We start from the raw sequence: 17,489 nt of genomic DNA, 5'->3' as shown, positions 1-17,489 counted from the left end.
GAATTAAAGCGCCTCAGGCGTCAAACTTATGCCATAGAGCCCGGCTCGCGCGCGGGCGCCAAATCAGCCGGCCTCGCCGCTCCGGCGACGCTCCGCGAGGCCCGATCGATCTGCAGTGCGCTCGCGCTCCGATTCGCCCGCACCTCGCCGCAGCCATCCTGCCTCCAGCGCTGCACTTGCGCACGGGGCGAGTCGCGAAAGAAAAGCGCGTGCCGGATCGCGACATTCACTACCTAGTTGCCGCTTCGAGTTACTGGGACATCAGAAACCGGTGGACAGCGCCTGCGGGGCCACCAGATTAACGATCCGTTAACTATAACTACCGCAAGTTGTTCGAATACACGCGACTCGCGACGGGCTGATTTGCATGGCACTGCGCGGATTTAGACGGCCCTTTGCGGCCGACCCCAACGTCCTCGGATTTCCGAGGCCTCCGACATCGGCAATGGGGACCGAGGCCCTGGACCTGGTCTATCAGGCAGCGGATTTGTTCCGCAGCATCGAGGACAGGGCCCGAGCCGGCGAAGCCCGCGCCGAGGCTGCCGAACAGGCGCAGCTCGAAATCATCGCCGCGACCGAGCGCAAGCTGAGGGACGCGTCGCGGGCGCTCGAGGAAGCCCGGCGGCGCATCGAGTCCCAGCAGGAGCAGCTCGATGCCGCCGAATTCCGCGCCCAGGCCGCCGAAGCCGAGGCGCGTGAAGCCAGGCAATCGCTGGCCCTGGTCGAAGATGCCATCCGCCGGCGCCTGCTGCTGACGAGTGGGCACGACGACGGCCGGTCGACTGCCGTTGCTTGAGGCGCGCTGCCGATAAGCAGATTCGCAGCCCGGATGAGCGGAGGGATATCTGGGGCCCCGCATGTCGCGGAGCCTGTCATCGGGCGCGCGTTCGCACGACCCGTTGGCTCATGGGTCTACAGCTCTCTCACGATCAGTATCCGGCGGCGAGCCCCGAATTGCGGCGCGGATCGTTGGCGCCATAGAAGCGATTGTTGCCGACCGGCTTGCCGTCCAGCGACGGCGCGCCGACGATGATGACCGCAAGGTGATTGGCCGGCTGCGGCGGACCGAACTTGTGGCCCATGCCTTCCAGAATGTTCCGCGTGTCCGGCGACAGCGTGAAGTCCTCGAGATTGGTCGCCTCCGGCAGCCATTGCTGGTGGAAGCGCGGCATGTCGACGGCCTCCTGCGCGTCCATGCCGTAATCGATCGCGTTGATCATCGTCAGCAGCACGGCCGTGATGATGCGGCTGCCGCCAGGGGTCCCCACGACCATCACCGGCTTGCCGCCCCTGGTGACGATGGTCGGGCTCATCGAGGACAGCGGGCGTTTGCCCGGGACGATCGAATTGGCCTCCCCCTGCACCAGGCCGTAGAGGTTCGGCACGCCGACCTTGGCGGTGAAGTCGTCCATCTCGTCGTTGAGCAGCACGCCGGTCCTGGCCGCGGTCACCTTGGCGCCGAACCAGTCGTTCAGCGTGTAGGTGACCGACACCGCGTTGCCGTCCTTGTCGGCGATCGAATAATGCGTGGTGTTGCTGCCCTCGTGCGGCGGAACGCCGGGCTTGATGTCCCTGGAGACTCCGGCCTTGGCCGGGTCGATCGCGGCACGGATCTTCTCCGCGTAGGTCTTGTCGAGCAGGCGGTCGAGCGGATTCTTCACGAAGTCGGGATCGCCGAGATAGCTGTTGCGATCGACATAGGCATGGCGCATCGCCTCGATCTGGTAGTGCACCGCCTGCGCGGAGTGATAGCCGAGCTCCTTCAGCGGATAGCCCTCAAGGATATTGAGCACCTCGCAGATCACTACGCCGCCCGAGCTCGGCGGCGGCGCCGAGACCACGTGGTAGCCGCGATAGTCGCATTCGACCGGCGCGAGCTCGCGCACCTTGTAATTGTCGAGATCCTCTTGCGTGAGCAGGCCCTTGCCGGCCTGGCTCGAGGCGACGATGGCCGCCCCCACCCAGCCCTTGTAGAAACCATCGGTGCCGCGCTTGCTGATCTCGCGCAGCGTCTCGGCGAGCTCGTGCTGTGTCAGCCGCTCACCGACCTGGAACGGCTTGCCGTCGTTGAGGAAGATCGCAGCCGAGGCCGGATCGTCCTGGAAATCCTTGGTCGCGGTTTGCAGCATGCTGATATCGCCCTGGTCGAGCACGAAGCCGTCCTCCGCGAGCTGCAGCGCAGGTGCGATCACGTCCGCGCGCTTCATCGTGCCGTATTTCTCGCGCGCATATTCCATGCCGGCCACCGAGCCCGGCACCCCGACGGCGAGATGCCCCTTGGTCGACAGGCCGGGGATGACGCTGCCGTCCTTGTCGAGATACATGTTGGCGGTAGCGCCCTTCGGGGCGGTCTCGCGGAAATCCAGGAAGGTTTTGCGGCCGTCGGCGAGCTGGATGGTCATGAACCCGCCGCCACCGAGATTGCCGGCGGCGGGATAGGCGACCGCAAGCGCGTAACCGACCGCGACCGCCGCATCGACGGCATTGCCGCCCCGCTTCAACACCTCGACGCCGACTTGGGTCGCGAGATGCTGCGCCGAAACCACCATGCCGTTCTCGGCGGCGACGGGTGCGACGGAGGCTGCCCGCCCTGGCGCCGCCGACAGGATGCCGAGTGAAACAATCACGGCGACCATCCACCGCGCCTGCACCGTTGAATTTTGCATGGAAGGCTCCCCGGGGAATGCCGACTTGTCGCGGCTTTAAGGTGCTATCTCAACGGGTACATCTAGCAGGCCGCACGCGTGCGCACTATAGGCCCACGCGGCGTTCGCCGCGCGCCCGCAGCCGGCTGTGACGCCTGCCATAGGCCGCATAGATCGCAAGCCCGATCACGAGCCACACCGCGAGCCTGATCCAGGTGTCGAGCGGCAGGCCGAACATCAGGAACAGCGAGGTCGCTGCGGCAGCCGGGGCCACCAGCCAGATCGCCGGCGCCCTGAACGGCCGTGCCAGGTCCGGATCGCGCACACGCAGCGCCAGCGTGCCGATCGAGACCACCGTGAATGCGAACAATGTGCCGATCGAAACCAGTTCGCCGACCAGCCCGATCGGCAGCAGCCCGCCGAGAACAGCAGCGACGGTGCCGGAGAAGATGGTCGAGACATACGGGGTCTGAAATCGCGGATGGATCCTGGCAGCGATGCCCGGCAGCAGCCCGTCATGCGCCATGGCGCGGAAGATCCGCGGCTGCGCCAGCAGCATGATGAGGATCACCGACGTCAATCCGAACAGGATGCCGAGCTTGATGAAGGGACCGAGCCAGCCGATGCCGACAGCATCGATGCCGACCGCGATTGGGTCCGGGACGCTGAGCCGGTCATACGGCACGATGCCGGTCAGCACGAAGCCGACCGCGACATAGAGCGCAGCGCAGATCACCAGCGAGCCGAGAATGCCGATCGGCATGTCGCGCTCCGGCACCCTCGCCTCCTGTGCCGCGGTCGAGACCGCGTCGAAGCCGATATAGGCGAAGAACACCACCGCCGCGCCGCGGATCACGCCGGACCAGCCGAACACGCCAGGACCCGCATTCGGAGGGATCAGCGCGCCCTGCGGATTGCCCGCCGTCACCCAGTTCGCCAGCGTCACCGACGACGCCGCGGTGGCGAGAAACAATGCGATGACGACGAGCTTGACCACGACGACGAAACCGGTGAAGCGCGCGGACTCGCGAATCCCGACCACGAGCAGCGTGGTGACAAACGCGATGATCGCCATCGCCGGGATGTTGATGACCGCACCGGTCGACGACCACACGCCGCTGTTGGCATCGTAGGCGAGCGGCGCCGAGGTGAATTGCTGCGGCAGGTTGACGCCGAAATCGCACATGAAGCTGACGAAATAGCCGGACCATCCGACCGAGACCGCGATCGCGCCGACCGCGTATTCGAGGATCAGGTCCCAGCCGATGATCCAGGCGATCAGTTCGCCGAGCGTGGCATAAGCGTAGGTGTAGGCGCTGCCGCAGATCGGCACGGTCGAGGCCATCTCCGCGTAGCACAGGCCGGCGAAGGCGCAGGCGACGGCGCCGAGCATGAAGGAGAGCGTGACGGCGGGACCGGCATTCGCAGCCGCCGCGTGGCCGGTCAGCACGAAGATGCCGGCGCCGATGATGCCGCCGATGCCCAGCGTGACCAGTTGCAACGCCGAGAGCGAGCGTTTGAAGACGGGCGTCTCCGCGTCGCCGTCGGCCCGCGCCGCTTCCCGCAGCAGCTCGGAGGTCGACTTTCGATCCCAGAATCCGGCCAGGGTGTCGGTCACGCCAGATGCCCTCCGCCGCCCGGGTCCGGCAGGGCCCAATGCGATCGGCTGACTATAACGCGTCCGGCGTCCAGTCGTTCGAGCCGCGGACGAAGGACAGCGCGCTTATCCACCGCCAGGCGCGGTGGCGGCCCCTATCGGCAGGGATGGCGGCGTCCGTCGCGGCCAAGGAAGGTGCCGGACGCCGGATCGAATGAACGGTAACGTACGCAGGAAGAGGATGGCGCCGCCGCGGGCAGCATGGCGCCATTGGCGTTCACGGGGTTGCCGCTGCGTTGTGCCGCCTGGGCCTCGCCCCATGGCGTCAGGGCGCCGCCGTTGATCGCGCTGCGCCCCGGATTTTGCGCGTCGAACAGTGCCGGCTCCGAGATCTGGGCCGAGGCCGGCGTGAACGTCATTCCCACGAGCAGCATGGCGGCTGCGACTGCCGACGACCTGGTCATACGGCCTCTCCTATCGATCAATGAATATGTGCCGGAAGACGGCCGGGCCGCCCCCAGACGGACATAGGGACGGCGATGCTCCGGACACAGGGGCCACGGCGTCACGATGCTGCGAGCCGCCCGGGGCCTGGCTCCCGCTCAATGGTTATGCACGTCGGGCCGTGGGTCGGAGACGAAGCCTTCGCGGTTCGGCATCTTGATCGCCGCGAGCGACTTCGCGTCGAGCACGGCATTGGACGGCACGATGCCGTTGAGGCTGAGGATGTAGGCCGATACCGCATAGACGTCCTCATTGCTCAGCGACTGCGGCGCGTTCTGCGGCATCGCGCGGCGGATATAGTCGAACAGCGTCGGGGCATAGGGCCAATAGCTGCCGACGGTGCGGATCGGTTTTGGGCTCGCCAGCGTACCCTGACCGCCGACCAGGCGATCGCCGACGCCGCCCTGCCCGTTGTCGCCATGGCACGCCGCGCACTGCTCGGCGAACACGGTACGGCCGCGCTCGACGCTGCCGCTGCCCGGCGGCAGGTTGGAGCCGTCGCGACCGATGTCGATATTCCAGCCGGCGATCTCGGCAGGCGTTGCCGGACGCCCGATGCCAAAGCGATCCTCGGCCTGCGCCGCAGCAGCGGCAAGCATCGCAATCGCACCCGCGAGCAACGCCGCCTTGATGTTACGCCTGGGCATTGGTCACCTCGCCGTTCGCGTCGATGCGCCAGGGCCAGATCGCATTGTTATGGTAGAACGAGTTCAGACCACGCACCTTGACCAATTCCGCCAGCGTCGGCTGGACGTAGCCGGTCTCGTCGATGGCGCGGCTTTGGATCACCGCCGGGCTGCCGTCCCAGTGCCAGGGCAAGCGGAAGCGCGTCAGCGCCCGTGTCAGCACCGGCTCCTGCAGTTCGGCCTGCTGCCAGCTCTTGCCCTCGTCGAGCGAGACCTCGACGCTCTTGATCTTGCCGTGACCGCTCCAGGCGATCCCGGTGATCTCGTGAAAGCCGTGCGTGGTCAGCCTCTGCCCGCCGGACGGCCGCGTGATGATCGACTTGGCTTCCATGTAGAAGGTGAATTCGCGCGACGTGCCGTCGGGCATCGGATCGGTGTATTTCGAGGTCTCCTCGCGCGAATAGGCCGGCTCGGCGACCACCTTGAGCCGGCGCAGCCACTTCACGTTCATGTTGCCCTCGAAGCCCGGCAACAACAGGCGCAGCGGATAGCCCTGCTGCGGACGCAGCCGCTCGCCGTTCTGGCTGTAGACCAGCATGGCGTCGTCGAGGCATTTCTCGATCGGGATCGAGCGCGTCAGCGCGGCGGCATCGGCGCCTTCGGCCACGATCCATTTGGCGCCCGCCTGCAGGCCGGCTTCGTCCAGCACCGTCTTGAGCGGCACGCCGGTCCATTCCGCGCAGCTCAGGAGGCCGACGAGGTCGGACGCCGTCTTGCCGTAGGGCTTGGTGTAGACCGGATTGCCGGAGCATTCGAGGAAGTGGATGCGCGACTGCGACGGAAAGCGGCGGATGTCCTCCATCGTGAACACCAGCGGGCGATCGACCATGCCGTGCAGCATCAGCCGGTGCTCGGCCGGATCGATGGTCGGCACACCGCCATGGTGGCGTTCGTAGAACAGGCCGTTCGGCGTGATGATGCCGTCGAGCTCCTGCAACGGCGTGCGGCCCGAGGCGGAGATGTATTGCGGCAGCGTCTTCGAGATGTTCTTGACGACGCCCTTCTCGTGAACCGATGGCGTGCCATAGGGCTGGCTTCCCATCGGATCGCCAGGCGCTTTCATCCATTCCGGCACGTTGGGCGGAAGATTATTCCCCTGTTCGGCAAGCGCGGGAGAACCGGCCACTCCTGAGATCGCGGAGCCACCGGCCAGTGCTGCGCCCGCCTGAAGGAATCGCCTGCGAGACGCCTCTCGCACGCGCTTGTCCGTCGTGTGTTCGCTCATCGACGTTTTCCTCTGACGTTACGAGTCGCAGCCTAGCACCAAACGCCCGAGGCGATGCAATGATCCCACGCGCAGAGCTGCATCAGATGCATGTTACTCGCGGGCGATCTGCATTGCTGTGCGAGGTACATTCGAAAGCCGAGGGCAGCGCCCATACGGACGCCGATGGTGACGGTCACATCCGTTCGCCAGGCAATTCGCTGGCCTGCTTCACCCAGGCGGCAAACTGCGCCTCGTCGAGCGCGTCGTTCTCGTGAATGTCGAGATAGCGCGTGTGCTGCTGCTTGGACTTGCCGGGCGGCACCGGATGCAGCGATGCGCCGCGAAAGAACGCCACTTTGACGTAGCGCGTGAAGACATGGATGCCGAGAAACCAGGTTTGTCCCTCCATGCCGTAGAGCGGCGAGTTCCACTTCACCGCCTTGTGCACGCCGGGAATGGTGCGCGCGATGAGCGCGTCAAGCTTGCGTCCGACGTCGCGCTTCCAGCCCGGCATCGCCGCGATATAGGCCTGCACGGGAGCGTCGCCATATCCCTTTGCGATCTGCGGATTGCCGCCCGAGAGCAGGCGCGGCTTTGCAGTGGTACGCTTCGTGGCGCTCTTCTTCGCGCGCTTCGCCGGCGTCTTGGACGTCTTACGAGCCATCGTACCCGCTCCCATCGGTTCGCGTATCGCGCGCAGCATCAGCCGCTCGAACCGGATCATATCGACAATGCGCCGATGTTGTCGTCATCGACCGCGGACATTCGCGGCGGCGTATCGACGCGCGCGATCCTGCGCCGCGCGGTCCAGACCTAGCCGGTCACCGGCGGCGTGCCGTGGGTGTGGAACGACTCGATCGTCTTCAAGCCCCAGGCCTGTCCTTTCTTGCGTTCCTCCTCGGTCCACACGATCGGCTTCCAGTCCGGCGCGAGGATCAGGCGGGCACCGGCATTGGCGACCTCGACGCGGTTGCCGCCGGGTTCATAGACATAGAGGAAGAAGGTCTGCTGGATCGCATGCTTGTGCGGCCCGGTCTCGATATGCACGCCATGCTCGAGGAAAATGTCCGCGGCCCGCAGGATCTCCTCGCGGCTGTCGAGCGCATAGGTCACGTGATGAAACCGGCCGCGCTTGCCGTAGTGATCGCGGGTGTAGGCGAAGTCGTAGCTCTTGTTCGACATGGTCATCCACATCGCCGCTTCCGTGCCATCGTTGAGCACGATCTGCTCGGTGGTGCGGCAGCCCAGATAAGTCTCGAAGAACAGGCGGTTGGCCTTGATGTCGACCGCAAGGCAGTTGAGATGGTCGAGCCGGCGGACATTGACGCCGCGCGCCGGGAAGCGCTGCGCCTGGTTCTTCAACGCGGGCTTCAGCTCGGCCGGCGCTTCGTACCACTCGGTCTCGTAATAGAGCTCGATGACATGGCCGTCGGGATCGCGGCAACGGAATGCCGGTCCCTGCCCCATGTCACCGTCGACCCATTCGATGTCGAAGCCCGAGCCCTTCAGCGCGGCGACGCGGCGCTCGAGCGCCTGCGGACTGCGCGCCCGCAGCGCCATGTGCTCCATGCCAGACGTGTTCGACGCCGTGAGCTTCAGCGAATAGCGCTCGTAATCGTCCCAGCCGCGCAGATAGACCGACTCGCCCTTGCGGCCGCTGACGGTCATGCCCATGACGTCGACGAAGAACTTGAGGCTCTCGTCCGGCTTCGGCGTCAAGAGCTCGATGTGTCCGAGATGAGCGAGATCGAAGATCGGTTCCGGCTGCATGGGACGGTCTCCTTGCACGACGGCGCCGGACCGGCCCTTCCTACGCGGGCGACGGCGGCGCCTCTCGATTTGTACTAGTGTACAAAGGATTAGGTCCCGTCAACAAATTGTTGGCTCCGGCATCGCGGCATGCTGATCGAGGCCGGTAGTCAGGCGACCGAGACGGCCGTCTCGCGATGCGAGGACAGCAGCTTGCGGATTTCGACATCCGGCACCGGCCGGCTGAACAGGTAGCCCTGCATCTCGGTGCAGCCGAGGATGCGCAGCAGGTTGCGCTGCTGCTCGGTCTCGACGCCTTCCGCCGTCGTCGTCATGTCGCTCGCGGCGGCGATGTTCACGACGGCCTGGACGATGGTGGACGATGCGCCGGTCCCGGCGAGATCCTTGATGAAGGCGCGATCGATCTTGATCTTGTCGAACGGGAAGCGCTGCAGATAGCTCAGCGACGAATAGCCGGTGCCGAAATCGTCGAGCGCGATGCGGACGCCGAGCTCGCGCAGCTGATGCAGGACATCGAGCGCGGCCTCGTCGTCGCGGATCAGCACGGCTTCGGTGATCTCGAGCTCGAGCCGCGAGGGCGCGAGCCCCGACGCCGCCAGCGCGGCGGCGACATTCAGCGCCAACGTCTGGCTCTTGAACTGGATCGGCGACACGTTGACCGCGACATGGACATGATCCGGCCACTTGACGGCTTCGCGGCATGCGGTGTTCAGCACCCAGTGCCCGAGATCGTTGATCAGGCCGGTGTCCTCGGCGACCGGGATGAAATCCGCAGGCGAAATGGTGCCGCGTTCGGGATGGCGCCAGCGCAGCAGCGCCTCGCAGCAGCTGACCCGGCCGTCTTCGAGATGAAGCAGCGGCTGATAGTGCAGCTCGAAATTGCCGTCGACGATGGCCTGGCGCAATTCCAGCTCCAGGCTGCGCCGCGCCTTGGCGCGCGCGTCCATGCCGGCCTCGAAGAAGCGGTAGGTGCGGCGGCCGTCGCTCTTGGCGCCATAGAGCGCGAGATCGGCGTTGCGCAGCAGTTGATCGAGCTCGAGGCCGTCGGCCGGCGCAACCGCAATGCCGATGCTGGCGTCGGTGGTGATGAGATGCCCGCTGCAATCGACCGGCTGGCGGATCGCCTGATAGATCGCGGCCAACAGCTGCATGGTCTGGGTCTGATCGCGGACCGCGGTCTGGATCACGGCAAATTCGTCGCCGCCGAGCCGCGCTGCGACGCCGGTATCCCCCAGGCAGGAGCGCAGGCGATCGGCCACGGCCCTGAGCAGTTCGTCGCCGATCTGGTGGCCGAGCGCGTCGTTGACGCTCTTGAACTCGTCGATGTCGATATACATGACCGCGAGTTGCTCGTTCGGCCCGATCGCTTTCAGCGCCTGATCGAGGCGTTGGCGGAACAGCACGCGGTTGGGCAGATCGGTGAGCGCATCATAATGCGCCATGTAGGCGATCTTGTTCTCGGTGCGCGTCCGCTCCGTGATGTCCTCGATGGTCGCCACCCAGCCGCCCTCCGGCAGCGGCTTGTTGACGATCTCGATCGCCCGCCCGCCCGGTGCCTCGGTCAGCTGACGCGTCGCCTTGCCGAGCTTCACGTTGCGGATGATGGCATCGCAGAACGCGTCGACGTCGCCGTCGAACGAGCCGGTCTCCTGCCGGTGCGCGATCAGCCGCTGCATGGTGCAGCCCGGCTTTGCCACATCGGGCGAAAGCCCGAACATCTCGATATAGGGACGGTTGCAGATGATGATGCGCGCCGAGGCATCGTAGAGCACAAGCCCCTGCGGAATGTTGTCGACGGCGGTCATCAGATTGCGACGCTCAGTGGCAAGCCGCGCGTCGGAAATCTCATGACGCTTCAGCAACAGGAAGACGATCACGGCCATGATCGCGAACGCCGCCATCAGCAGGCCTTCGCGCTCGCTCCATTGCGCGGTCACGCTTCCGAACAGGCTGCCGACCAGCATGCCGGCACAGAACGCCAGGCCCTTGGTGGTGCCCGCGTCGGCATTTCCTGGTGATGAATTGCGGTGTTCGATGCGCACGCTGATCTCTCCCGGACGCGGCATCGTTACGCAGCACAAATGGAAAGGTCGTTACAAACCGCAGTTAGCAATCGGTTACACGATACCAGGCGACCGCGGCCGACCAACCAGGCCGGACGCCCCGTAAACCTACGGAGCTGCCGGCGCACTTCTCCGAGATGGTGAATGCCGCGTTAACGGAAAAGCCGCGAAACAATCGCCGCTGTGCCGGAACGCGACGCTCCGCCGCCGAAGCGGCGTGATATCGCGACACGACAGAAACAAATCGTCACCGGGAAGGAGTAGATTTAGCCGAACCGAAACTTCTGCGACTTAACGGTTTTTCCAATCCCGGGCAGGCATATTGGTCCGGACATTTGGATTTCGCGAACGAGCCAGGCGAGAACTGTGACATCCTTTGGACGTGTGATCTCTGTGCGCGGCTCGCAGGCCCGGGTTGGGCTGCTGGCGGGCGGCCAGATGCAGCTTTCAGAAATGCGCGCGACCGTCGGCCGGTTCGTCAGCATCCGCTGCGCGAGCTCGGTCATCGTCGCCATGATCACCGAGGTGTCCTGCGAAAACCTGCCGGCGTCCGACGAGTACATGGCGACCGCCTCGGTCGACCTGCTCGGCGAAATCCTGGGCGGCGACCGCCCGAAATTCCAGCGCGGCGTCACCCATTATCCGACCATCGGCGACAGCACCGACCTGATCACCAACCAGGAGCTGCGCACGGTCTACGCGCCGAGCGGATCCGACCAGATCAATGTCGGAACGCTGCAGCAGGATCGCTCCGTCATTGCCTATGTCGACGTCGAGGAAATGCTGTCTAAGCACTTCGCGGTGCTCGGTTCGACCGGCGTCGGCAAATCCACCGGCGTCTCGCTGCTGCTCAACGAGATCCTGAAGTCGCGGCCGAACCTGCGCATCTTCCTGCTCGACGTCCACAACGAATACGGCCGCTGCTTCGGCGAGCGCGCGCAGGTGCTGAACCCGCGAAACCTCAAGCTGCCGTTCTGGCTGTTCAACTTCGAAGAGATCGTCGACGTATTGTTCGGCGGCCGCCCCGGCGTGCCCGAAGAGCTCGACATCCTCGCCGAAGTGATCCCGATGGCGAAGGGCATCTACACCCAGTACCAGAATTCCGACCGGGTCGGTCTCGGGCTGAAGCGCGTCGACCCCAAGCAGGTCGGCTACACCGTCGATACGCCGGTACCCTATCGCCTGGTCGACCTGATCTCGCTGATCGACGAACGCATGGGCAAGCTGGAGAACCGCTCCTCGCGCATCATCTATCACAAGCTGATCTCGCGCATCGACGCTGTGCGCAACGACCCGCGCTACGCCTTCATGTTCGACAACGCAAATGTCGGCGGCGATACCATGGCCGAGGTGATCAGCCATCTGTTCCGCCTGCCCGCCAACGGCAAGCCGATGACCATCATGCAGCTCGCCGGCTTCCCGGCCGAAGTCGTCGATTCCGTGGTGTCGGTGTTGTGCCGCATGGCGTTCGATTTCGGGCTGTGGAGCGACGGCGTCTCGCCGATGCTGTTCGTCTGCGAGGAAGCACATCGGTATGCTTCCGCCGACCGCAATATCGGCTTCGGGCCGACCCGCAAGGCGGTGTCGCGCATCGCCAAGGAAGGCCGCAAATACGGCGTCTATCTCGGCCTGATCACCCAGCGGCCGGCCGAGCTTGACGCCACCATCATCTCCCAGTGCAACACGCTGTTCACGATGCGCCTTGCCAACGACCGCGACCAGGCGCTGCTGCGCTCCGCAGTGTCGGATGCCGCGGCCAACCTGCTGTCGTTCGTGCCCTCGCTCGGCACCCGCGAGGTGCTGGCGTTCGGCGAAGGCGTGGCGCTGCCGACGCGGCTGCGCTTCAAGGAGGTGCCGCCGCACCAGCTGCCGCGCGGCGAGGCCACCATCGCCACCGTGCCCTCGGTCACCGCCGGCCACGACATGCATTTCGTCAGCGCGGTGCTGGAGCGCTGGCGTGGCGCCACCTCGCATCGCGACAACGCACCGAACGACCCAGGACTGAATTCGAGCCTCAACTCGCCCGTGCCGGCACGCACGATGGCGCCGGCCGAGGCGCCGATGCTGCAGCCGTCGCTGGGCCTCGATCCGGATCGCTTCTCGCTGCTGAAGAAGCCGCTGCGCTAACATCGCGGCCGCAAGGCGCCGATGCGCCTTGTACCCAAAGCGCCTTGCACCCAAGCCGTCATCCACTATGGTTTCGCCTGACGCCGCGTCCTTGCGGCACGCCGGAACCAGCTCATGACGCAGCCAACCGCAAAACGCTTCCCGACGCCCGCTCTCGACCAGCTCCCCGAGGATATCCGCAGCCGAATCCTGGCGGTGCAGGAGAAGTCCGGCTTCGTGCCGAACGTCTTCCTCACGTTGGCGTATCGGCCCGACGAGTTTCGCGCGTTCTTTGCCTATCACGACGCGCTGATGGAGAAGGACTCCGGCCTCTCCAAGGCCGAGCGCGAGATGATCGTGGTGGCGACCAGCGCCGCCAACCAGTGCCAGTATTGCGTGATCGCCCATGGTGCGATCCTGCGCATCCGCGCCAAGAATCCGGAGATCGCCGACCAGATCGCGATCAACTACCGCAAGGCCGACATCACGCCGCGGCAGCGCGCCATGCTCGACTTCGCCATGAAGGTGAGCCGCGCGGCCGAGGAGGTCGCGGAAGCCGACTTCGCCGCGCTCACAGCCCACGGCTTCAGCGACGACGATGTCTGGGACATTGCCGCGGTGGCGGCGTTCTTCGCGCTCTCGAACCGGCTCGCCAACGTCACCGGCATGCGGCCGAACGCCGAGTTCTACATGCTCGGGCGGCAGCCGAAATAGAGGACGGCTCACAGAGGACATCTTGGTGGACTGGAGCGAGATCATCCTGCGGCTCGGCGCGGCGACCCTGGCCGGCAGCGCGATCGGGCTCGACCGCGACCTGCGCGGCAAGCCGATCGGCCTGAAGACGCTCGGCCTCGTCAGCCTCTCGACCGCGACCGTCGTGCTGCTGGCCTTGCATGGGGTCGATCCCGGGAAATTCACCGATGCGGTCAGCCGCGTGATCCAGGGCGTGCTGACCGGCATCGGCTTTCTCGGCGCCGGCGTGATCGTCCGGCGCGGCGATCGTTTTCACGTCCACGGCCTGACCAGCGCCGCATGCGCGTTCTTCGCCGCATGCGTCGGGATCGTCTGCGGCGCCGGACACTGGCCGATCGTCCTTACCGCGCTCGTGCTGGCATTCCTGCTGCTGACCTTCGGCAAGCGCACCGAGCGGTGGCTGCACCACGTGCTCGGCGGCAAGGAAGATTCAGCCAAGCCGGAGGCCGTCCCCGGTCAGTCGTCGGATGCCGGCCCGCACCAGCCGGGCAGATAGACCGCGTCCTTGCTGCGGCCGAGCGCCAGCCCCTTCTCCAGCGCCTTGGCGAAATTGTTCTCCACCGTCTTGCGCGGGATGTGGCGGCGCAGGAAATCGGCCCACAGGAATTCGCTGAACGGCGTGGTGTCCTTGGCGAAGCCGCCGGCCCGGCGCATCTCGCCGGCAAGGCTGCGGAACGGATCGTCCTTGAGATCCTTGATCGACTTCGGAATGTCCTTGAAGTGGCAACGGTCGCCCTTGGAATTGTAGGGATAGACCCAGCGCTTGTTGTCCATCACGCCCCAGAACACGTCGCGCTCGACCATCGTGAGATCGCCGATCACCGTGACCAGGATGTCCTTGACGCCTTCCTCATGCAGCGCACGCGCCATGTGATGATGATCGACCACGTAGTAGCGATCGTCGGGACCGTGTACGACCGGGATCATGTGCTTGCCCAGCAGCTCGGCGCGCTTTTTGTCCGAGCTGTGCTCGCGCCAGCGCTTTCGCTTTTCCTTCACCTCATGCATGCCGACGGTCATCTGGGTGGGCCGCAGCGACATGATCGGGACCGGTTTGACGTAAGGCTCGCGCGTATGGGCCATGATTTGCACTCCCGTTTGACCGGCACCCCGGAATGGGTTCCATTATGACATGATGTCACAGGCGGACGAAAGAGCCGGTTCGACGGAACGAGTTTGCGAGCAAACGAGCCTGAAGGCCCGCACGATCCGCCTCGGCAATCGCGAGGTGGTGACCGAGGGCTTGGAGCTCAGCAGACATTCGCCATCGCTCCATCGCCAATGCCGCCACGCCGCTGTGGCTGTTCAAGAACGGTGTCAGCAAGGAAGCGGCCCGACGCCGATCCCACGAACTGCCGTTGGTGCAGCCGCCAATGCCTGTCTCGGCCTGATCGTCTCGGGCTACGACGACGTTGCAGCGCAAAGTGTGCAAGCGCGAAATTCCTACGAGCATTCCGACATCCGCATCGGCCATCGCTACGCTGAGATCCTGCACACGACCGACGACGGCCGTCTGCGGATCGACTACAGTCGGTTCCACGAGACGCTCGAAGGATGAATACCACCTCTGCGCGCATCAAGATTTTAGGTGTGAAGCGCGGCGAACATGCTAAACATGAGTGGCGACGCGACCGGACTGACAACAGTGAAGACGCAGCGGCCAATTTCCTCGGATGACGAGCACGTGGTGCTCAAATTCCGGCCGCGTACCTCGGCGCAGCCGCCCGGCAAGCGCGAGCAACCGGTCCGACCGACCCGCCCCGCTTCCGTCGCCAACGACCTCTCCCGTTACGAGAAGCCGCGCGAGGAGCCGGACGATTTCCGCCAGCGCATGCTCGCCAATATCGCCGCCTTCGCCTTCACCGTGGCACTCACCGCGATCGGCATCTGGCTCGCCATGAGCATCGCCGATTTGCGCAAGACCCAGGATTGCGTGCTGATGGGACGCCGGGATTGCGCGAAGATTACGGTGATGCCGCGCACCTAGGCCGGCCGGAACCGTGCCCAAAAACCGTCCTGGCCGGCCCGGCCAAGCTCCATTGAACTAACGGCCCTGCTCCGATATACGGGCACACGACTCCGGCAGCAGCGATAGGGATTTCCGGGGCACCGCGCCCGCCTCCTCCAAGCCGACCCGGAATTACCTTCAAAATATCAAAGGCTTAATGATGTCCTCCACATTCGAGCAGATCGCCAACATTATCGCGGAGACCTGCGACATCCCGCGCGATACGATCAAGCCGGAGAGCCATGCGATCGACGATCTGGGGATCGACAGCCTCGACTTCCTCGACATCGCCTTTGCCATCGACAAGGCGTTCGGCATCAAGATGCCGCTCGAGAAGTGGACCCAGGAGGTCAACGACGGCAAGGCCACCACGGAGCAGTATTTCGTGTTGCAGAATCTCGCCGACCGCATCGACGAACTGGTTGCGGCCAAGAACGCGAGCACGGGCACGGGCTCGTAATCGCCCATCATGCAGCTTGAAACCTTTCAGCTGATCGATCGGATCGTCGACCTCAACCTCGACGCCAAGACCATTGTCGTCGAGGCGGATGTCCCGCCGGAGAGCCATTCGGTGTTCACCGGACACTTTCCGGGTTACCCGATCATGCCCGGCGTGCTGCTCACCGAAGCGATGGCCCAGAGCTCGGGCTGGCTGATCCTCGGTCTGACCAAGTTCGAGCGCATGCCCTTCCTCGCGATGGTGAAGGAAGCCAAGATGCGCGGCTTCGTCAGCCCCGGTTCGACGCTGACGATCGAAGCCAAGATCGAGCACGAAGGTTCAGGCTTCACCGTGACCTCGGCGAAGGTCCGCGTCGGCAAGGAGCTCAAATGCAATGCCGAGCTGACCTTCCGTCATATTCCCTTCCCCAGCCCGGACTTGCGCGTGCACATGGATGCGATGGCCGGCAAGATCGGGTTTCCGCAGCAGGCAATAAGTAATGGCTGAGAAGGAAGTCTGGATCACCGGCGTAGGCCTGCTCTCCTCGCTCGGCGAGGGGCTGGATGCGCATTGGCAGGCGCTGGGCGAAAAGCGCGTCAATGCCGACGACAAGCGTCTCGCGCCCTACGTGATCCATCCGATCGCCCCCGTGAGCTTCGACGCGCAGATCCCGAAGAAGGGCGATCAGCGCCAGATGGAGACATGGCAGCGGATCGGCACCTATGCCGCCGGGCTGGCGCTCGATTCCGCCGGCGTCAAAGGCAATCAGGAAATCCTGTCGCGGATGGACATGATCATCGCAGCCGGTGGCGGCGAGCGTGACCTCACTGTCGACCTGGCGATCATGAACGCCGACGCGCAGGGCAAGCTGCCGCCCGCCCTGCTCAACGAGAAGCTGATGAACGAGCTGCGTCCGACGCTGTTCCTGGCGCAGCTCTCCAATCTGCTCGCCGGCAACATCGCGATCGTTCACGGCGTGTGCGGAACGTCGCGCACCTTCATGGGCGAGGAAGCCGCGAGCATCGATGCTGCGCGGATCGCGGTCGCCCGCATCGGGGCCGGACAGAGCGACATCGCGCTGGTCGGCGCGGCCCATAACGGCGATCGCGGCGACCTCTTGATGCTCTATTCGTTCGGCGACTTCGCTCTCAAGGATCAATACGCGCCGGTCTGGGCGCGCAGGAATCACCCGGGCTTCGCCATCGGCTCGGCCGGGGCCTTCCTGGTGATGGAATCGCGCGAGCACGCCGAGGCGCGGGGTGCCAAGCCGTACGCCAAGCTGACCAAGGTGGTCGCGGATCTCGCCAAGCGCAAGCAACCCGGCGCCGTGACGAAGTCGCTGCAGGCGATGTGGCCGCAGCTCGGCGTCAGCGACGCCAATGCCATGCTGATCACGGGTGCGACCGGCGCGGAGCCTGCGACCGCCGAGGAGCGCGAATTCCTCGGCCAGCACCCGGACGTTGCCGTGCGCGCCACCGGGACGACCTTTGGGCACACCATGGAGGCCCAGTTCCCCCTCGGGCTCGCATTGGCCGCATTGTCGATCTCGCGCGGCGCGCTTTATCCGGCCAACGACCCGACCGGGCTGGAGGTTGAAAAGACCGAGGCGCCAACCCAGATTGTCGTGTTGGGGGTCGGCCACTGGCAGGGCGAAGGCATGGCGCTGGTCGAGGCCGTCAAGTAATTCGGCGCAAGCACCGACGGGGACACC

General features: G+C 65.2%; 18 protein-coding genes. 9 read left to right on the top strand and 9 right to left on the bottom strand.

Translation table 11 applies throughout. From position 1 onward, the window contains the following. The first annotated feature begins 445 nt into the window (after positions 1-445). Positions 446-796: a hypothetical protein gene (locus ACVMB0_RS23255; protein ID WP_092112972.1), complete on the top strand. Its 351-nt coding sequence runs from the start codon at positions 446-448 to the stop codon at positions 794-796. A 133-nt stretch (positions 797-929) separates the two neighbouring features. Here the strand turns inward: ACVMB0_RS23255 and ggt are convergent, their stop codons facing one another. The 8 genes from ggt to ACVMB0_RS23215 all read right to left on the bottom strand — a co-directional run bounded on the left by ggt (position 930) and on the right by ACVMB0_RS23215 (position 10,451). Continuing rightward, entirely contained in the window at positions 930-2,666 is a 1,737-nt protein-coding gene (gene ggt, locus ACVMB0_RS23250) for a gamma-glutamyltransferase (RefSeq protein WP_456755378.1), read from the bottom strand. Positions 2,667-2,751: 85 nt separating this feature from the next. Further along, positions 2,752-4,251: an amino acid permease gene (locus tag ACVMB0_RS23245; RefSeq protein WP_456756565.1), complete on the bottom strand. Its 1,500-nt coding sequence runs from the start codon at positions 4,249-4,251 to the stop codon at positions 2,752-2,754. Between the two features lie 146 nt (positions 4,252-4,397). Further along, complete coding sequence (locus ACVMB0_RS23240; protein WP_456755379.1) at positions 4,398-4,706, bottom strand: BA14K family protein; 309 nt, start codon at positions 4,704-4,706, stop codon at positions 4,398-4,400. Between the two features lie 138 nt (positions 4,707-4,844). After that, on the bottom strand, positions 4,845-5,393 hold the full coding sequence (locus ACVMB0_RS23235) for a c-type cytochrome (protein ID WP_461347805.1): 549 nt from the start codon (positions 5,391-5,393) through the stop codon (positions 4,845-4,847). Further along, complete coding sequence (gene soxC, locus ACVMB0_RS23230; protein ID WP_456755381.1) at positions 5,380-6,657, bottom strand: sulfite dehydrogenase; 1,278 nt, start codon at positions 6,655-6,657, stop codon at positions 5,380-5,382. The genes ACVMB0_RS23235 and soxC overlap by 14 nt, the downstream gene beginning before the upstream one ends. Positions 6,658-6,832: 175 nt before the next feature. Further along, entirely contained in the window at positions 6,833-7,303 is a 471-nt protein-coding gene (locus tag ACVMB0_RS23225) for a DUF1801 domain-containing protein (protein WP_461347804.1), read from the bottom strand. Between the two features lie 149 nt (positions 7,304-7,452). Then, a complete protein-coding gene (locus tag ACVMB0_RS23220) occupies positions 7,453-8,409 on the bottom strand; it encodes a catechol 2,3-dioxygenase (RefSeq protein ID WP_461347803.1) in 957 nt (318 codons plus the stop codon). 149 nt (positions 8,410-8,558) lie between these two features. Beyond that, the gene (locus ACVMB0_RS23215; protein WP_461347802.1) at positions 8,559-10,451 is read right to left on the bottom strand and encodes a putative bifunctional diguanylate cyclase/phosphodiesterase; all 1,893 of its coding nucleotides are present in this window, start codon (positions 10,449-10,451) and stop codon (positions 8,559-8,561) included. 387 nt (positions 10,452-10,838) lie between these two features. Here ACVMB0_RS23215 and ACVMB0_RS23210 point away from each other — a divergent pair, with 387 nt between their 5' ends. The 3 genes from ACVMB0_RS23210 to ACVMB0_RS23200 all read left to right on the top strand — a co-directional run bounded on the left by ACVMB0_RS23210 (position 10,839) and on the right by ACVMB0_RS23200 (position 13,827). Further along, entirely contained in the window at positions 10,839-12,599 is a 1,761-nt protein-coding gene (locus tag ACVMB0_RS23210; protein WP_456755385.1) for an ATP-binding protein, read from the top strand. A gap of 114 nt (positions 12,600-12,713) precedes the next feature. Beyond that, positions 12,714-13,292 carry a peroxidase-related enzyme gene (locus ACVMB0_RS23205; RefSeq protein ID WP_461347801.1) on the top strand — a complete coding sequence of 193 codons (579 nt, stop codon included), beginning with the start codon at positions 12,714-12,716 and terminating at the stop codon, positions 13,290-13,292. 22 nt (positions 13,293-13,314) lie between these two features. Continuing rightward, positions 13,315-13,827 carry an MgtC/SapB family protein gene (locus tag ACVMB0_RS23200; protein ID WP_461347800.1) on the top strand — a complete coding sequence of 171 codons (513 nt, stop codon included), beginning with the start codon at positions 13,315-13,317 and terminating at the stop codon, positions 13,825-13,827. Here ACVMB0_RS23200 and ACVMB0_RS23195 read toward each other — a convergent pair. Beyond that, the gene (locus ACVMB0_RS23195; protein ID WP_456755388.1) at positions 13,788-14,414 is read right to left on the bottom strand and encodes a ParB-like protein; all 627 of its coding nucleotides are present in this window, start codon (positions 14,412-14,414) and stop codon (positions 13,788-13,790) included. The genes ACVMB0_RS23200 and ACVMB0_RS23195 overlap by 40 nt on opposite strands. A 49-nt stretch (positions 14,415-14,463) precedes the next feature. Between ACVMB0_RS23195 and ACVMB0_RS23190 the strand changes: the two genes are divergently transcribed. The 5 genes from ACVMB0_RS23190 (at position 14,464) to ACVMB0_RS23170 (ending at position 17,462) form a co-directional block, all read left to right on the top strand. Further along, the gene (locus tag ACVMB0_RS23190; RefSeq protein ID WP_461347799.1) at positions 14,464-14,889 is read left to right on the top strand and encodes a hypothetical protein; all 426 of its coding nucleotides are present in this window, start codon (positions 14,464-14,466) and stop codon (positions 14,887-14,889) included. 87 nt (positions 14,890-14,976) lie between these two features. Continuing rightward, positions 14,977-15,318, top strand: coding sequence for a hypothetical protein (locus tag ACVMB0_RS23185; protein ID WP_461349703.1), 342 nt, complete (start codon positions 14,977-14,979; stop codon positions 15,316-15,318). Between the two features lie 181 nt (positions 15,319-15,499). After that, a complete protein-coding gene (locus tag ACVMB0_RS23180) occupies positions 15,500-15,799 on the top strand; it encodes an acyl carrier protein (protein ID WP_456755390.1) in 300 nt (99 codons plus the stop codon). 9 nt (positions 15,800-15,808) lie between these two features. Then, complete coding sequence (locus ACVMB0_RS23175) at positions 15,809-16,285, top strand: 3-hydroxyacyl-ACP dehydratase FabZ family protein (RefSeq protein ID WP_456755391.1); 477 nt, start codon at positions 15,809-15,811, stop codon at positions 16,283-16,285. Continuing rightward, positions 16,278-17,462: a beta-ketoacyl-ACP synthase gene (locus ACVMB0_RS23170; RefSeq protein ID WP_456755392.1), complete on the top strand. Its 1,185-nt coding sequence runs from the start codon at positions 16,278-16,280 to the stop codon at positions 17,460-17,462. Before ACVMB0_RS23175 ends, ACVMB0_RS23170 begins: the two co-directional genes overlap by 8 nt. The last annotated feature ends 27 nt before the right edge of the window (positions 17,463-17,489 follow it).

Source organism: Bradyrhizobium sp. USDA 4451, from assembly GCF_054822585.1.
The sequence above is the reverse complement of the archived record's forward strand: the minus strand, read 5'-3'. Positions and strand labels throughout refer to the sequence as shown.

Excerpts from the sequence above, each read along its gene's own strand:
- ACVMB0_RS23255 (WP_092112972.1), top strand. The coding sequence starts at position 446 with ATGGGGACCGAGGCCCTGGACCTGGTCTATCAGGCAGCGGATTTGTTC.
- ggt (WP_456755378.1), bottom strand. The coding sequence starts at position 2,666 with ATGCAAAATTCAACGGTGCAGGCGCGGTGGATGGTCGCCGTGATTGTT.
- ACVMB0_RS23240 (WP_456755379.1), bottom strand. The coding sequence starts at position 4,706 with ATGACCAGGTCGTCGGCAGTCGCAGCCGCCATGCTGCTCGTGGGAATG.
- ACVMB0_RS23235 (WP_461347805.1), bottom strand. The coding sequence starts at position 5,393 with ATGCCCAGGCGTAACATCAAGGCGGCGTTGCTCGCGGGTGCGATTGCG.
- soxC (WP_456755381.1), bottom strand. The coding sequence starts at position 6,657 with ATGAGCGAACACACGACGGACAAGCGCGTGCGAGAGGCGTCTCGCAGG.
- ACVMB0_RS23225 (WP_461347804.1), bottom strand. The coding sequence starts at position 7,303 with ATGGCTCGTAAGACGTCCAAGACGCCGGCGAAGCGCGCGAAGAAGAGC.
- ACVMB0_RS23220 (WP_461347803.1), bottom strand. The coding sequence starts at position 8,409 with ATGCAGCCGGAACCGATCTTCGATCTCGCTCATCTCGGACACATCGAG.
- ACVMB0_RS23205 (WP_461347801.1), top strand. The coding sequence starts at position 12,714 with ATGACGCAGCCAACCGCAAAACGCTTCCCGACGCCCGCTCTCGACCAG.
- ACVMB0_RS23195 (WP_456755388.1), bottom strand. The coding sequence starts at position 14,414 with ATGGCCCATACGCGCGAGCCTTACGTCAAACCGGTCCCGATCATGTCG.
- ACVMB0_RS23190 (WP_461347799.1), top strand. The coding sequence starts at position 14,464 with ATGATGTCACAGGCGGACGAAAGAGCCGGTTCGACGGAACGAGTTTGC.
- ACVMB0_RS23180 (WP_456755390.1), top strand. The coding sequence starts at position 15,500 with ATGTCCTCCACATTCGAGCAGATCGCCAACATTATCGCGGAGACCTGC.
- ACVMB0_RS23175 (WP_456755391.1), top strand. The coding sequence starts at position 15,809 with ATGCAGCTTGAAACCTTTCAGCTGATCGATCGGATCGTCGACCTCAAC.
- ACVMB0_RS23170 (WP_456755392.1), top strand. The coding sequence starts at position 16,278 with ATGGCTGAGAAGGAAGTCTGGATCACCGGCGTAGGCCTGCTCTCCTCG.